The organism is Pedobacter humicola, assembly GCF_056490705.1.
In genome coordinates this window covers 163209-178217 of the sequence record NZ_JBWJIG010000006.1, presented here as the reverse complement: position 1 = coordinate 178217, position 15009 = coordinate 163209, and the positions used below count along the sequence as shown (strand labels likewise).

General features: G+C 37.6%; 17 protein-coding genes. All 17 read left to right on the top strand.

What is annotated here, in order from left to right:
• Positions 1–67 precede the first annotated feature (67 nt).
• Positions 68–901: a ribose-phosphate diphosphokinase gene (gene prs, locus AC04Q1_RS12070; protein ID WP_478364858.1), complete on the top strand. Its 834-nt coding sequence runs from the start codon at positions 68–70 to the stop codon at positions 899–901.
• A gap of 7 nt (positions 902–908) precedes the next feature.
• A complete protein-coding gene (locus AC04Q1_RS12065; RefSeq protein ID WP_478364857.1) occupies positions 909–1400 on the top strand; it encodes a nucleoside 2-deoxyribosyltransferase domain-containing protein in 492 nt (163 codons plus the stop codon).
• 6 nt (positions 1401–1406) lie between these two features.
• Positions 1407–1955 (top strand): NADAR family protein, encoded by a 549-nt coding sequence (locus AC04Q1_RS12060; protein WP_478364856.1) that lies wholly within the window; start codon positions 1407–1409, stop codon positions 1953–1955.
• A 132-nt stretch (positions 1956–2087) separates the two neighbouring features.
• On the top strand, positions 2088–2609 hold the full coding sequence (locus AC04Q1_RS12055) for an O-acetyl-ADP-ribose deacetylase (RefSeq protein ID WP_478364855.1): 522 nt from the start codon (positions 2088–2090) through the stop codon (positions 2607–2609).
• Positions 2610–2634: 25 nt separating this feature from the next.
• Positions 2635–3291 (top strand): DUF4291 domain-containing protein, encoded by a 657-nt coding sequence (locus AC04Q1_RS12050; protein ID WP_478364854.1) that lies wholly within the window; start codon positions 2635–2637, stop codon positions 3289–3291.
• Positions 3269–3823: an RNA 2'-phosphotransferase gene (locus AC04Q1_RS12045; protein ID WP_478364853.1), complete on the top strand. Its 555-nt coding sequence runs from the start codon at positions 3269–3271 to the stop codon at positions 3821–3823. Before AC04Q1_RS12050 ends, AC04Q1_RS12045 begins: the two co-directional genes overlap by 23 nt.
• Positions 3824–3825: 2 nt before the next feature.
• Complete coding sequence (locus AC04Q1_RS12040; protein WP_478364852.1) at positions 3826–4560, top strand: metallophosphoesterase family protein; 735 nt, start codon at positions 3826–3828, stop codon at positions 4558–4560.
• Positions 4561–4577: 17 nt separating this feature from the next.
• The gene (locus AC04Q1_RS12035) at positions 4578–6035 is read left to right on the top strand and encodes a nicotinate phosphoribosyltransferase (RefSeq protein ID WP_478364851.1); all 1458 of its coding nucleotides are present in this window, start codon (positions 4578–4580) and stop codon (positions 6033–6035) included.
• A gap of 60 nt (positions 6036–6095) precedes the next feature.
• The gene (locus AC04Q1_RS12030) at positions 6096–6500 is read left to right on the top strand and encodes a hypothetical protein (protein ID WP_478364850.1); all 405 of its coding nucleotides are present in this window, start codon (positions 6096–6098) and stop codon (positions 6498–6500) included.
• Between the two features lie 64 nt (positions 6501–6564).
• Entirely contained in the window at positions 6565–7401 is an 837-nt protein-coding gene (locus tag AC04Q1_RS12025) for a TlpA family protein disulfide reductase (protein ID WP_478364849.1), read from the top strand.
• Between the two features lie 56 nt (positions 7402–7457).
• Positions 7458–9497 (top strand): BatA domain-containing protein, encoded by a 2040-nt coding sequence (locus AC04Q1_RS12020; protein WP_478364848.1) that lies wholly within the window; start codon positions 7458–7460, stop codon positions 9495–9497.
• Positions 9494–10750, top strand: coding sequence for a dihydroorotase (locus tag AC04Q1_RS12015; RefSeq protein ID WP_478364847.1), 1257 nt, complete (start codon positions 9494–9496; stop codon positions 10748–10750). The genes AC04Q1_RS12020 and AC04Q1_RS12015 overlap by 4 nt, the downstream gene beginning before the upstream one ends.
• Before the next feature lie 108 nt (positions 10751–10858).
• A complete protein-coding gene (locus AC04Q1_RS12010; protein ID WP_478364846.1) occupies positions 10859–11527 on the top strand; it encodes a hypothetical protein in 669 nt (222 codons plus the stop codon).
• Positions 11528–11539: 12 nt separating this feature from the next.
• Entirely contained in the window at positions 11540–12073 is a 534-nt protein-coding gene (locus tag AC04Q1_RS12005) for a DUF4199 domain-containing protein (protein ID WP_478364845.1), read from the top strand.
• Between the two features lie 126 nt (positions 12074–12199).
• Entirely contained in the window at positions 12200–13150 is a 951-nt protein-coding gene (locus AC04Q1_RS12000) for a glycosyltransferase family 2 protein (RefSeq protein ID WP_478364844.1), read from the top strand.
• Positions 13151–13219: 69 nt separating this feature from the next.
• Positions 13220–14188 carry a glycosyltransferase family 2 protein gene (locus tag AC04Q1_RS11995; protein ID WP_478364966.1) on the top strand — a complete coding sequence of 323 codons (969 nt, stop codon included), beginning with the start codon at positions 13220–13222 and terminating at the stop codon, positions 14186–14188.
• Positions 14185–14973, top strand: a complete 789-nt coding sequence (locus tag AC04Q1_RS11990; RefSeq protein WP_478364843.1) for a hypothetical protein — start codon at positions 14185–14187, stop codon at positions 14971–14973. The genes AC04Q1_RS11995 and AC04Q1_RS11990 overlap by 4 nt, the downstream gene beginning before the upstream one ends.
• Positions 14974–15009 lie beyond the last annotated feature (36 nt).

Below are 15009 nucleotides of genomic sequence, written 5' to 3'. Positions count from 1 at the left end.
ATAAACACAAATTATTCTTTGCATTCTAAAAATGATTTTTATATTTGTGTAAATAATACGCAAATATATGTTAAATCTAGATCCAAGTTTTACTCCGCTAGGCGAAAATAACTTAATTGAATACAAATCTTTTTTATTTGCAGGTGGCGAACCACACATTAAAATTTCAAATAATTTTAATGTTGCTGCTCCGGTTACCATTACGCAAAGAATAAATTCCTTCAATGATTTAGGTATGATCTGTATCACAGTTGATGCCTTGAGAAGGATGGGTGTAAAAGAAATCAATCTTTTTATTCCCTATTTTCCTGCGGCAAGGCAAGACCGGGTGATGATTCCAGGCGAACCCTTATCGGTGAAGGTTTATGCCGATATCATTAATGCCATGGCTTTGGCAAGTGTTACCGTTTTCGATCCACATAGTGAAGTAACCCCAGCCTTGCTCAACAACTGTGTGACAGTTTCGAACCACGAATTTATAAAACAAGTAATTGAAAACATTGGAACTGAAGTCAAACTCATTTCTCCTGATGGTGGTGCCTTAAAGAAAATTTATAAGGTGTCCGAATTTTTAGGTGGGGCAGAGGTGGTAGAATGCTCAAAAAGCAGGGATGTAAAAACAGGCAAGCTTTCAGGATTTAAAGTATATGCCGATGATCTTGAAGGTGCAGATTGCCTGATTGTAGATGACATCTGCGACGGTGGTGGTACATTTATCGGTTTGGCAGAAGCGCTAAAAACGAAAAATGCAGGGAAATTATATCTGGCGATTAGTCATGGTATTTTTAGCAAAGGTTTTGATGAATTAGGCAAATATTTTGAACAGATTTTTACAACAGATTCTATCAAAGAGGTTGATCATGAAGGGGTAACACAGATCAAATTGGCAGATATTTTATAAAAATAAGATGAAAACGATACTTCCTCCACAGGTTATTACACCTTCCGATGTTTCGGTATTTCTGGCCGGAACCATTGATATGGGCAATTCGATTGATTGGCAACAAAAATTTATCAATAAGGCAAGCACCGAAGAAACCTTAGATGATGTAATTGTTTTCAATCCACGCAGAGCATCCTGGGATCACACCTGGACACAGACCATTGAAAATGAACCATTCAGCGAGCAGGTGAACTGGGAGTTGGATGCGATGGAAAATGCGGATGTGATTTTATTGTTCCTTGAAGGCAATTCAAAATCGCCCATTTCGATGATGGAGTTGGGTTTGTTTGCCGATTCTGGCAAATTAATGGTTTGTTGTGAAGAGGGATTTTGGAGAAAAGGAAATATCGATATTGTTTGTCGAAGGAAAGGGATCGACCAGTATAAAACATTTGATGAACTTGTTGATGCAGTAATTGATAAGCTTAAAAAGTTAGTGGAGAGCAATAAAAATTAGTTTGTTATGAAGTATAATATAAATTGGTTGCTGAAAACACAAGGTGAAAAAAAGGTCGACTCTTTAATGTTCTGGGGGCACCAAAGGAGCCAGGATGGCTCAATCATTAAAACTTGTTTAAGCCAATGGTGGCCATCTCCGTTTGTGGAAAATGACATCACTTATCATACAGCCGAGCATTACATGATGGCAAAAAAAGCTTTGTTGTTTAATGATCGGGAGATTTTTGAAAAAGTATTAACAAAAGAATCGCCGAAAGATGTAAAAGATCTGGGTAGACAGATCAAGAGTTTTGATGTCGAAAAATGGGATGCACATAAATATGAAATTGTAAAACAGGGGAACCTGCTTAAGTTTTCTCAACATGAAGCATTGAAATCATTCCTTTTGCAAACCAAAGGAAAAATTCTGGTTGAAGCCAGTCCGGTTGATGCCATTTGGGGAATCGGTTTGGCAGAGGATCATTCAGATGCTTCAATTCCAGCAAGTTGGAAAGGTTTAAATCTGTTGGGTTTTGCATTGATGGAAGTAAGGGATGAGATATCCAGGAATTAGGTTTATTAACCTCACTCTTACATCCGTCACCCTGAATTTATTTCAGGGTCTATCTCAGAAAGAAGCTTGGTCCCGAATTTTAGAAGATCATGGCATTTATGATGGGATAGTTTATTAATAAGAATTTAAAAAATGATTTTAGAACTAATCAAAGCCGATATTACAGAAATTAAAGCCGATGCCATTGTGAATGCGGCAAACAGTTCCTTGCTCGGTGGTGGTGGGGTTGATGGTGCCATTCACAGAAAGGGTGGCAAAGCCATCTTGGAGGCGTGTGTAGCCATCAGAGATAAACAGGGGAAATGCGAAACAGGCAATGCTGTAATTACAACGGCAGGTAATTTACCTGCAAAATATGTAATCCATACGGTTGGCCCGGTATGGAATGGAGAAAGTGAAAAAAATAATACTTTACTGGCCGATTGTTACCGCAATAGTTTAATCCTCGCGGTCGAAAATGGTGCTAAGGTTATTGCTTTCCCTAACATCAGCACAGGGATTTATCATTTTCCTAAAGATAAAGCAGCAGCTATCGCCATTGCCACGGTAAACAATTTCGCTGAAAAAGAAAAGATAGAAAAAGTAATCTTCGTTTGTTTCGACGAGGAGAATTACCTGCTCTATGAAGAAAGGCTCAATCGCATTAACAAATGAGATGAGATGTTAACAGAATTACAAAATGAAAATAACAGTAAAAAAATATACAGAACAGATATTACAATGGCCAAAATCAGGATGCCATATTATGGCCCAGTATGATGACGAAAAAATAATCGTTTATCAGGCTTACAAAAAAGAAATAGCTGAATTTGCAGTCAAAAATCAATTTTTTGGAGGTGCGTTCAGTTTTAACCGGATGACATGGATTAAGCCTAATTTTTTATGGATGATGTACAGAAGTGGCTGGGGAACAAAAACGGGGCAAGAAATCATCCTGGCAATACATCTTAAAAAATCTGCGTTCCACACTTACCTGCAACATGCGGTTTACACTTCCTATGATCAAACGGAAGACATTTCTCATGACGAATGGAGAAATGAATTAGAAAGTTCTGACATCAGGTTGCAGTGGGATCCAGATCACGACCCGCATGGTGCAAAACAAGAAAGAAGGGCAATTCAGATCGGATTGAAGGATAACTTTATCAAATCTTTTGCAAAAGATGATATTTTATTAATTGAGGATATCAGTCAATTCGTAAAGGAGCAGTATAGTTTTGTTCAAAACGGTCAACTGGAAAATTTAATGCTACCAGCAGAAAAGCCTTTCACATTTAGTGATGTGGCAATTAATAAAAAGTTGAAGATCTTGGATGAATACGCTCATGGACAATAAAATAACGAAAGGCATCAGTAAGCTTTTAAGCTATATTTTGAGGCATTCGCCTGAAACTATAGGTTTAGAGCTTGACCAGAATGGCTGGGCAGATGTAGATGAGCTAATTGCCAAATTTGATCTTTATGAGAGACGAATAGATTTTGAACTGCTTGATTACATTGTTGAAAATAACGACAAAAAACGATTTGCCTTCAACGAAGATAAAACCAGGATCAGGGCTAATCAGGGACATTCTATTTCAACCGAATTAAACCTTGATGAAGCAGAACCGCTAGAATATCTCTTTCATGGTACAGTAGAAAAGTTCCTGTCGGATATTAAAACGCATGGCTTACAAAAAATGAGCAGGCAACATGTGCATTTAAGCGCCGATAGAGAAACGGCCAACAAAGTAGGTAGTAGGAGGGGAAAACCGGTTATACTTACTATAAATAGCGGCGCCATGCACAGGGCCGGATATAAATTTTATTTATCAGATAACAATGTGTGGCTTACAGCTGTTGTGCCTGCTGAGTTTATAACGTTTTAAAAATGGACAGAACATTAGTCATAGGTGATATACACGGTGGATTAAGCGGTTTAATTCAACTATTTGAACGTGCAGAAATATCAACGGATGATAAACTGATTTTTCTGGGTGATTATGTAGATGGCTGGAGCGAATCGGCGCAAGTAATCGATTATCTCATGAAACTGGAAAATAGCCATCAATGCATCTTTATCAAAGGCAATCACGATGCCTGGTGTATCGATTGGCTCGAAAAAGGAATCATAGATGAGGTTTGGTTTGTACACGGGGGTAAATTAACCATCGAAAGTTATAACGGTCTGTCCGATCAGCTCAAAAAAGAACATTTAAGTTTCTTTAAACGAATGAAAGATTACCACATAGATGAAGATAACAACCTCTTTATCCATGCCGGGTTCTCTTCCATGCATGGGCCGGAAAAAGAACGTTATTCGTCCAATTATTCGTGGGACAGGACGCTTTGGGAAATGGCATTGACGATGGATAGCCGGATTAAAAAAGATTCGGCAATTTATCCTAAACGGTTATTGCTTTATCACGAAATCTATATTGGCCATACACCAACACTTTATTACCATGTTGATGTACCTATGCAGGGCTGTAATGTATGGAATATTGATACCGGTGCTGCATTTACCGGAAAATTGACCTGTTTGGATATCAAAACAAAGGCATTTTGGCAGAGTGATACTTTACAAAGTCTTTATCCAAACGAAAAAGGAAGAAATAACATTTAACTATAAATATAAAAACGATGAACCCATTATTATTAACAGACGGATACAAGGTAGATCACCGCAGGCAATACCCTGAAAATACCACATTGGTTTACTCCAATTGGACACCCAGAAAATGCAGGCTTGAAAATGTAAATCATGTGGTGCTTTTTGGCTTGCAGTACTTTATTAAAAAATACATTATTGAAGATTTTAACCAAAATTTCTTTAAACAGCCAAAAGAAGAAATCCTTAAAAAATATGCCCGCAGAATCAACAATTACTTAGGTGAAAATTTAGTGGGTACACAGCATATCGCCGATCTGCACGATCTGGGTTATATTCCAATGGTTTTCAAATCGCTGCCAGAAGGTGCAGAAGTGCCTTTGCGTGTGCCAATGTTTACCATGTACAATACCAAACCAGAGTTTTTCTGGCTGACCAATTATTTCGAAACTTTATTATCGGCCGTGGTTTGGTTGCCATGCAATTCGGCCACCATAGCCAAACAGTACCGTGCCATTTTGGATCAATATGCGGCAGAAACTTCATCTGTTCCAGAATTTGTGGATTGGCAGGGGCATGACTTTTCTATGCGGGGCATGGGCGGCATCGAAGCTGCAGTAACTTCTGCAGCCGGGCATTTGTTGAGTTTTACAGGTACAGATACCATTCCAGCCATCGATTTTTTAGAAGAATATTATAAGGCAGATTCAGATCAGGAGTTGATCGGCGGCTCGGTAGCTGCAACTGAACATTCGGTAATGTGTATGGGGACCAATACCGGAGAGCTCGAAACCTTCAAAAGATTGATTTTAGAAGTGTATCCAAAAGGAATCGTATCTATCGTTTCTGATACCTGGGATTTATGGAAGGTGCTGACTGAATATCTGCCTGTGTTAAAAGAAGATATTATCGCCAGGCCAGGCAAGGTAGTGATCAGGCCGGACTCAGGAGATCCGGTTGATATTATCTGTGGTAATCCGAATGGTAAAAACGAAAAGGAGAAAAAAGGTGTGATCGAACTGCTTTGGGATGTTTTTGGTGGAAAAACCAACGATAAAGGTTTTAAAGAGCTTGTTCCACAAATCGGCGCTATATATGGTGACAGCATTACGACAGAAAGGGCGACACAGATCTGCGAGCGCTTAAAAACTAAAGGTTTTGCCTCTACCAATGTGGTTTTTGGCATTGGCTCATTCACTTATCAATACAATACACGCGATACCTTTGGTTTTGCCATGAAAGCCACTTATGGAGAAGTAGATGGTGTTGGTCGTGAAATATTTAAAGATCCGATTACCGATGATGGAACCAAAAAATCGGCAAAGGGTTTATTGCAGATTTTCAAAAATGCACTGGGTGAATATGAACTGAAAGATCAATGCACCTGGGAAGAAGAAGCACAAGGCGAATTGAAAGAAGTTTTCAGAGATGGAAAGTTATTGATCGATTATTCTCTCGCCGAAATTAGAGAAAGGCTAAAGAATAGTTAACTTCGCCAAGTTTTTAATCGGCCAGCTTTTGGCTGGCCGATTAATTTTTTGAAAGATACAATGCAGAACAACCCCACATTTAACCATCAGGCTGATATCGTAAATAGTGCCATCAGATTTATAAATGCATGGTTTAAACAATCCAAGGCGATTACCGATGAACTGAATGATTTTTTTATCCTGCCAGGTAATAAGATTATCGATAAAAATGTGATCATTAGCAGGTTGAAAGGTATCTTCGGTCGGTCAGATGAATATGTTGGTGGCAGATACGATATTATTGATGTTAATTTCGAATTATTGAATGAGGGTAAGGGCATGGGTTTTGTTGAAGGCGTGGCTGGTTATAGGGATGTTATTCAAAAACAATCAAAAATAGTAAGCGGGCCTTTTAAATTATATTTTGCTTTGCAAAACGGAGAATGGAAGATAGTGAATATCGAATTTCCAGGCTTTAAGTATTAATTGAACTGTTTTTTTAGTTTATTCAATATTATCCGTAGCTTGTCTCAGGTTAGCCGGCTTCATTATGAGAAATTTTCACACCATCTTTTTATTGTTTATCTTGTTTTTAGCCTCATGTTCTCAAAATCCTGAATCAAAAAAAGTCAGCGCGAATTCTGTTAAGGTTCTATCAGTAAAAGAAGACAGATTAAAAGCTGGAGAACCCGAATTTCCTCTCCACTCCATAACTGTAGATTTTATGAGTTATTGGACTTATCACGTTCAATATGTAAAGCTTTACAGAGATTTTACAGCAACAGATGAAAAGGATAAATCGATCAGAAAAGAAGATTTTTTATTGGCCCTCACTACGGGAAAATATCTACCCCTTTTAATCCATACTATAGATTCGACAACCAATTATAAGCTGATAAAAATACCAGCCAAGTTATTGAAAGATATAGGAGGAGTGGTTGCCGATTATGCCAAAACCCAACTGGGTTATTTTAAAATGGAAGGCAAACCAATTCCTAAGTTTAGTTTTTCTGACGTAAATGGTGTCAAATATTCGTCAGATGAAACAAAAGGTAAAATCGTTTTATTTAAGTGCTGGTTTATTAAATGCGTGGCCTGCGTAGAAGAAATGCCGGAATTAAATGAACTGGTACAAAAGTATAACAATAGAAAAGACATACTCTTTGTGAGTTTGGCTATCGATGATCAAAAAGCACTTCAGGATTTCTTGCTTAAAACAAAATTCGATTATGCCGTTGTGCCTGATCAGGAGCGGTATATGGCCGAAAAATTAAAAGTGAGACAATACCCAACCCACTTTTTGATTGATAAAAATGGGATTTTAGTTAAAACTGTTCAGAATGCTGCAGAGACGGCAGAAATTTTAGAAAAGTTGATAAGTCAATGAGTTTTATTACATTTCAAATTCGCCAGTTTCCATAATTTTTCTATCTTTGGTTTTTAATGAATTTCCTTTATCCGGGTTTTCTTTTCGCACTAATATCGGTTGCCATCCCGGTCATCATCCATTTATTCAATTTCAGGAAATTTAAAAAGCTTTATTTCTCTAATGTTCAGCTTTTAAAAGAGGTAGAACAGCAAAATTCTTCCAAAGAAAAACTTAAAAACCTGCTTATTCTGCTATCACGGATGCTAGCCATTATCTTTTTGGTGCTGGCATTTGCACAGCCTTATATCCCGGAGCATCATCAGAAAACTACGGCGGTAAACAATGTAGTAAGCATTTACATCGATAATTCTTATAGTATGGAAGCCATTAATAAAGATGGTAACCTATTTGATGAAGCAAAGAGGAGGGCAAAAGAACTGGTAAAAGGTTTTGGTATAAATGATCGTTTTCAACTCCTGACCAATAATTTCGAAGGGAAACACCAACGTTTATTAAATGAAGAAGAGTTTTTGAAAGCATTGGATGGTGTGAAAATCTCTGCGGCAAACCGAAACCTTCAACAAATAGTAAATAGGCAAGGAAACGTTTTAACAGGTTCTGCAAATAAGTATAGCTTTTTAATATCCGATTTTCAAAAAAATATCTCATCAACAAAGAAACTCGAAACCAAGAGCGATATTCAGTATTCATTTTTGAAGCTGAATGCCAATACCTTGCCTAATGTTGCAATAGATAGTGTTTGGGCGCTTTCGCCAAACCATCAGCCAGGAGCTAACGAACGATTGGTGGTACAGTTAAAAAATTATTCTGAAGAAGAAGCAAAAAATATTCCGTTAAAACTAAGCATCAACAACCAGCAAAAAGGATTGGGCGCCGTAAGCATTCCTGCAGGAAAAACAGTTAAGGATACGCTGAATTTCTCAGGGCTTAATGCGGGCTGGCAAAAGGGGATCGTTAGCATTAAAGATTTTCCGGTAACCTTTGATGATACATTATCGTTCAGTTTTAAAGTAGATGAAAGTTTTCCTGTGCTGAGCATAAACGGGGCTAATGCAGGAAATTATATTAAAGCACTGTTTGCAGCCGATCGTTATTACAAGCTTACCGAAAATGCTGAAAGTAATGTAAACTACAGCAGTTTTGCCAATTATGGTCTCATTGTATTAAATGGATTGAAAAATCCATCAACAGGTTTGGCACAACAACTTAAAACCTATCTGAATGCAGGTGGTACAGTGGTACTTTTCCCGGATTTAGATGCCAACATTCAAAATTACAATTCGTTTCTAAGTGGGTTATCGCTTCCTGCAATTCAAGCGTTAAACACTTCAGCGACCAAGGTAGATCAGATTGACCTGCAAAACCCCATTTTCAAAACGGTTTTTGAAGAAATTCCTAAAAATTTAGATCTTCCGGCTGTTTCCCGTTATTATTCTTTTGTAGAGAGGAATACCGCTAATAAGGAGGATATCATGTTATTGCCGGGCCGAAAATCATTTTTCTCTAAATATGGAATTGGTAACGGACAGGTTTATTTATCAGCCTCTGGATTAAATACAAATGATGGAAATCTGGCACGTCATCCGGTTTTTGTACCACTGATCTATCGTTTGGCTTTGAACGGGGGAAATGAAACCCCATTGTATAACACTCTTGGAAACGACAATGCACTGGCCAGTAAAAAGATCATGTTGGGGAAAAACCAAAGCTTAAAAATTACTGCAGATCATTTCGAAGCGATCCCCGAAATTCGGCAGGCGGATGGAAAAACATTGATTTACATTGCCGATCAGGTTAAAAATGCAGGCTTTTATAATCTAAAACTAGCCGATTCCCTGATTGCTGTTTATAGTTTCAATAATGGCAGAACAGAATCTGATATGCATTATTTGAGCAAGAATGAGCTTGATCAACTGGCTGGTAAAAGTAATTTGAAAATATTCGATACCGATAAAGATGCTGTCAAATTAATTGCCGGCGCCAATAAAATCGGACAAACTTTATGGAAACTTTGTCTAATTTTGTCGCTGATTTTTATTGCAGCAGAAATTTTGCTCATCCGATTTTTTAACAACACAAAAAAAACAATATGAATCTCCTGGTTAAAAATGTAACCGTTGCCGATCCGCAAAGTAAATTTAACAATCAACAATGCGATGTTCGGATAGAAAATGGTAAAATTAAAAACATAGGTAAATTAACTGCAGATAAAAACGAAACCGTTTTTGATGGTCAGGATGCTTTTTTGATGCCGGGCTTTTTCGATTTAAACTGTGTAGCCGGCGATCCGGGTTTCGAAACCAAGGAAGATATCCAAACCTTAACCGCAACAGCAAAAGCTGGAGGTTTTACGGGATTGGCATTATTGCCACAAACCAGTCCGGTTGTGCAATCAAAATCACAGGTAGAATACATTATCAATAGGGCAAAAAATAACCTGGTTGATGTATTGCCTGTAGGGGCGATCAGTCAGAACCGTGAAGCAAAGGAACTGGCCGAACTGTTCGATATGCAACAGGCTGGTGCCGTAGCTTTCTCAGATGGCGATAGGGCTTTACAGGATGATGGTTTTATGAGCCGTGCCTTACAGTATGCAAAAGGCTTTGATGCACTTTTAATGGTTTATCCCGAAAATAAATCAATAGCTGGCAAATCGCAGATTAATGAAAGCAAAAACTCCGTGCTTTTGGGTATGAAGGGACTACCAGCATTGGCTGAAGAAATGCACATTGCACGCGATATTTTCCTGGCAGCATACAACGAAACGAAAGTCCATATCAGCAATATTTCTACTGCAGGTGCTGTGGCTCTGGTCCGTAAGGCGAAAAAAGATGGCGTTCAGGTTTCTTGTGATGTAACCGCGCATCACCTGGTATTTACAGAAGAACTTTTAAACGATTTCGATAGCAATTATAAGGTTAAACCTCCATTACGTAGCAAAACCGATATTAAAGCCTTAATTGCTGGTTTAAAAGATGGAACAATTGATGCCATTACTTCTCAACATCGCCCGGAGGAGATCGAATTTAAAAATGTGGAGTTCGAAATTGCGCATTTTGGTATTATTGCCTTGCAAACGGTGTTGCCATTGTTATTGAAGGCTGGTTTGGAGATTACTTTAATTGCGGAGAAATTGGCCATTAATCCACGTAAATTATTAAATTTAACTGTTCCTGTAATAGAAGAAGGGGCTGAAGCCAACTTTACTGTTTTTAATACGACAGAAAAATGGTTATACAATGCTGCCAGCAACCGCTCAAAATCGGCGAACAGTCCGTTGTTGGGTACCGAACTTACCGGAAAAGTAAAATTGGTTTATAATCATAATCAATACTCGGAGAATTAGTTTAAAATAACTTTTAATTACCATTATTTATGTATAGATGCTGGAATAAATTCAGCATGACGACCGAGATAATGATCTTACAATCCTTAAATCCAAAATATCTTAATCATGGATAATAGAGTAAAAAAAGCGCTCAGCGCCACCATTAATCAATATGCTGAAGTTTCGGCAACCAATGTTGAAGGTTTTGAAACAGAGTTATTGGCAGCTTTTGAGCTGGATGCTAACTTTTTAGATAAAGCAGCAGCTTTCGACGCAGTTTTTGATGCTCATCCTAAATTTGAAGAATTGCGCGAAGTGTTTTTCGACTTATTAATGGTAAATTTCTTTAGCAGTGACGTACAGAAACTGGAAGATGATTATTTAGAAAGCGACGAATGGGCGAATATCGAAGAAGAAACCATCGACAGGGGAACTGAACTTTTAAATCTCCTATTGTATATTAAAGAGTGTAAGGATGAAGATTTAGATCCTGAATTAGGCGATTTCCTTAAAGAATTTTTATTGGTAGAAGATGACGAGTTTCAGGATGAATTTGAGATTTATGAAGAACTGATCAGCAACCAGCAACTGGCCGAAAGCAGTGTAGAAGAAATTTGCAAAACAGCTCCAACTTTAAATATCAGTGAAGAAATGCAAGAATTGTTCATTCCGTTTATGGCTTTTTTTCTCGATGTAGAGGGGAGTGCGGAAACTACAAAAGAAATAATTCGCTATAGCAGTAACAAATCGTTTGATTCTGCTACTTATATATTGATTACAACAATTAATAACTAAATTAAATTGATCATGGAACAACAGATACTTCAGGAGGAAAAGAAACCTAATGCATTGGCATTTAAAGTTGCCTTGGGCTTTTCGCTTTATACATTAGCAATTATTTATGTTTTTAAACTGATTGGAATTGATACCACGAGTGCTGATGTGCCGGTAGTGACTAAAGTTATCGTGTTCATTTTATCGTACGGAATATTCATTTTGGCCATATATTTTACACAGGCAACACATAAAAAGGAGCTTGGTGATTATATTACTTTTGGGAGAGCATTTTCAACTGGTTTTAAGGTTGCTGCCTACTCCGGGTTATTTATAGGTATTCTATACGCTATATATTTTAAGATATTAGATCCTTCAGCAATTGATAAAATAGCAAACGCTGCAATTGAAAAAGCAGGTGATAATGAACAGCAAATAAAAGGGATAGACATGATGAAGCCATACATGTGGATTTTTGCGACTTTTACGGCAGCAATTAGCTATACTATTTTTGGTTTAATCGTGAGTTTAATCACAGCGGCAGTAATTAAAAAAGACAGGGTTTAATTTCTCTATAAAATTTTGAACGTGCAGGTTTTATCATTTAATTTGATGAAATTTGCACGTTTTAATTTTGAACTGGATTTGGTTGGGAAAGTCTCAAATCTCAGATCTCAAATCTCAAATCACTAAATGGATATATCAGTTGTAGTACCCTTATTTAATGAAGATGAATCTCTGCCGGAATTAACGGCCTGGATTGATAAAGTGATGACCGACAATAATTTCAGTTACGAGATTGTTTTGGTTGATGATGGTAGTACCGATAGATCCTGGGCGGTCATTGAAGAATTAAGACTTCAAAATCCTGCTATAAAAGGCATTAAGTTCAGGCGGAATTATGGTAAATCGGCTGCTTTGAATGTTGGTTTTGAAGCTACACAGGGCGATGTGGTGATTACCATGGATGCCGATCTGCAGGATAGCCCGGATGAAATTCCTGAACTGTACCGCCGGATCAGAGAAGAAAAACTCGATATCATTTCAGGCTGGAAAAAGAAACGTCACGATCCGATTACCAAAACTATACCTACCAAACTCTTCAATGCCGCTACACGTAAAATGAGTGGTATAGAATTAAACGATTTTAACTGTGGATTGAAAGCCTACCGCAGCGATGTGATCAAAACGATCGAAGTTTACGGCGAAATGCACCGTTATATTCCGGTAATCGCCAAATGGGCCGGATTTAGTAAGATAGCAGAACAAGTGGTAGAGCACCGTGCCCGTAAATATGGAACAACAAAGTTTGGTTTCAGCAGATTTATAAACGGCTTTTTAGATTTACTCTCTATTTTCTTTGTGGGTAAATTTGGCAAAAGGCCAATGCATTTTTTTGGTTCGTTAGGCGTATTGAGTTTCTTTATCGGTATCATCATGGCTTTGTACATTTTGTTCGAAAAGAAATACTTAATATGGCAAGGCTTACCCTATCGTGATGTAACCGATCAACCATTATTTTATCTGTCGCTGGTTGCCATTGTAGTGGGCTCGCAAATGTTCCTTGCAGGTTTCATTGCCGAACTCTTATCACGTAACGCACCAGAAAGAAACCAATATTTAATCGAAAAAGAACTTAAGTAAATGTAAAATGTAAGATGTAAAATGGAATTGCCATTATACATCTTACATTTTCCCTTTTCCATTTCAAACATGTTTTTCTCCATCATCATTCCACTTTATAATCGTCCTCAGGAAATCGACGAACTTTTAAACACCCTAACCAAACAGACTTATTTACAGTTTGAAGTTTTGGTGATTGAAGATGGTTCGAAAAACGATGCCAAGGCAATTGTAGCGTCGTATGCAGATAAACTGGATATTAAATATTATTTCAAAGAAAATGCCGGACAGGGTTTTGCCCGTAATTTTGGCTTTGAAAGGGCTACTGGCGATTACTTTGTTATTTTCGATTCGGATTGTTTAATCCCTGCAAATTACCTGGAAACGGTTAAGAATTATTTATATGAGCATCATTTAGATGCTTATGGTGGTCCGGATGCCGCGCACGATAGCTTTACCCCTGTGCAAAAAGCAATCAGCTACGCCATGACATCGCCATTCACCACTGGAGGGATCCGAGGAAACAAACAGCATGTTGGGCAGTTTCACCCACGGAGCTTTAATATGGGCGTTTCCCGTCAGGCCTGGGAAAAGGTAGGCGGATTTATTTTAACCAGATTAGGAGAGGATATCGAATATAGCATCCGAATCCATGAAAATGGATTTAAGATCGGATTGATACCGGACGCAAAGGTTTACCACAAGCGCAGGACAAGTTTTAGCCAGTTTTACAAACAATTGCACTTTTTCGGAAGGGCGAGGATCAATATTTATAAACATTTTCCGAAGGAATTAAAGCCAGTTCACTTTTTTCCTGCCTTATTCACTTTGGGCTTTGGTTTTACTATTTTGTGTAACTTTATCTATCCGCCATTGGCATATGTTTGTAACTTCTTCTTATTGATTTACTTTATGTTGATATTTTTTCATTCATGGTCTGTAAATAAATCGTTAAAAGTTGCATTTTTGAGCATTATATCTTCGTTTATCCAACTAACCGCTTATGGTTTAGGATTTATACAGGATTTATTTAAACGAGTGGTATTCAAACAACAATGATAAATTACCTAAAAGAAAGTACGTTCGCCGTTAATGATGTAATCCAAAAGGCATGGAGCATTACCAAGAAACACTATTTCTCGATTGCTACGTTATGCTTTTTAATGTTCATCACAGCAAGTGCATCAAGTTTGATGGCCTTTTTTATTAAAGATGTAAGTAAGGCATTAAGCGTGGTGATGGTAATTATTTTTGTACTGCTTTATTTCACGATCAATCTTTCGCTGTTCAAATATATATTCCATTTAATGGATGATGAGGAAAACGATGTGAAAATTGTTGATACACTCCCAACCCGATTGCAGATTATCAGGTTCTTAGTTGCTACGCTTTATTTTGTAGGCTGTATTCTTGGTGTTTACCTGGTGGTAATCCTTGTGGCCTTTCCATTCATTTATACCGGAATTAATGTGGCTATCGTTAAAAATGTGGCCATATCGGTTGGTATTATAGCCATTTTTATTACTTGGTTAAGAATTTCTTTCTTTCCATTTTTTATCATCGATAAAGGTGCAACACCTTTCGATTCGATTAAACTGAGCTTAGCTACCACTAAAGGAAATTTCACTAAAATTTTATTGTTATTAGTGGTCTTAGGAGGGGGATATTTAATTTATCTGTTGCTTAACTACCTGCAATGGCCATTAATCGCCTTTATAGTAAATATTTTAAGTTCATTTATTATTGTTCCGCTATCTAGCGTAGCTTTAACGGTTGCTTACCGTAAAATTTCGAGTGAATATAAAGGCGGCGAACATCCGGATATTTTGCATAATATCGTTTAACCCCCAGCCCCTGAAGGGAGTTAAAATTCAAATTAA

Excerpts from the sequence above, each read along its gene's own strand:
- prs (WP_478364858.1), top strand. The coding sequence starts at position 68 with ATGTTAAATCTAGATCCAAGTTTTACTCCGCTAGGCGAAAATAACTTA.
- AC04Q1_RS12065 (WP_478364857.1), top strand. The coding sequence starts at position 909 with ATGAAAACGATACTTCCTCCACAGGTTATTACACCTTCCGATGTTTCG.
- AC04Q1_RS12060 (WP_478364856.1), top strand. The coding sequence starts at position 1,407 with ATGAAGTATAATATAAATTGGTTGCTGAAAACACAAGGTGAAAAAAAG.
- AC04Q1_RS12055 (WP_478364855.1), top strand. The coding sequence starts at position 2,088 with ATGATTTTAGAACTAATCAAAGCCGATATTACAGAAATTAAAGCCGAT.
- AC04Q1_RS12050 (WP_478364854.1), top strand. The coding sequence starts at position 2,635 with ATGAAAATAACAGTAAAAAAATATACAGAACAGATATTACAATGGCCA.
- AC04Q1_RS12045 (WP_478364853.1), top strand. The coding sequence starts at position 3,269 with ATGAATACGCTCATGGACAATAAAATAACGAAAGGCATCAGTAAGCTT.
- AC04Q1_RS12040 (WP_478364852.1), top strand. The coding sequence starts at position 3,826 with ATGGACAGAACATTAGTCATAGGTGATATACACGGTGGATTAAGCGGT.
- AC04Q1_RS12035 (WP_478364851.1), top strand. The coding sequence starts at position 4,578 with ATGAACCCATTATTATTAACAGACGGATACAAGGTAGATCACCGCAGG.
- AC04Q1_RS12030 (WP_478364850.1), top strand. The coding sequence starts at position 6,096 with ATGCAGAACAACCCCACATTTAACCATCAGGCTGATATCGTAAATAGT.
- AC04Q1_RS12025 (WP_478364849.1), top strand. The coding sequence starts at position 6,565 with ATGAGAAATTTTCACACCATCTTTTTATTGTTTATCTTGTTTTTAGCC.
- AC04Q1_RS12020 (WP_478364848.1), top strand. The coding sequence starts at position 7,458 with ATGAATTTCCTTTATCCGGGTTTTCTTTTCGCACTAATATCGGTTGCC.
- AC04Q1_RS12015 (WP_478364847.1), top strand. The coding sequence starts at position 9,494 with ATGAATCTCCTGGTTAAAAATGTAACCGTTGCCGATCCGCAAAGTAAA.
- AC04Q1_RS12010 (WP_478364846.1), top strand. The coding sequence starts at position 10,859 with ATGGATAATAGAGTAAAAAAAGCGCTCAGCGCCACCATTAATCAATAT.
- AC04Q1_RS12005 (WP_478364845.1), top strand. The coding sequence starts at position 11,540 with ATGGAACAACAGATACTTCAGGAGGAAAAGAAACCTAATGCATTGGCA.
- AC04Q1_RS12000 (WP_478364844.1), top strand. The coding sequence starts at position 12,200 with ATGGATATATCAGTTGTAGTACCCTTATTTAATGAAGATGAATCTCTG.
- AC04Q1_RS11995 (WP_478364966.1), top strand. The coding sequence starts at position 13,220 with ATGTTTTTCTCCATCATCATTCCACTTTATAATCGTCCTCAGGAAATC.
- AC04Q1_RS11990 (WP_478364843.1), top strand. The coding sequence starts at position 14,185 with ATGATAAATTACCTAAAAGAAAGTACGTTCGCCGTTAATGATGTAATC.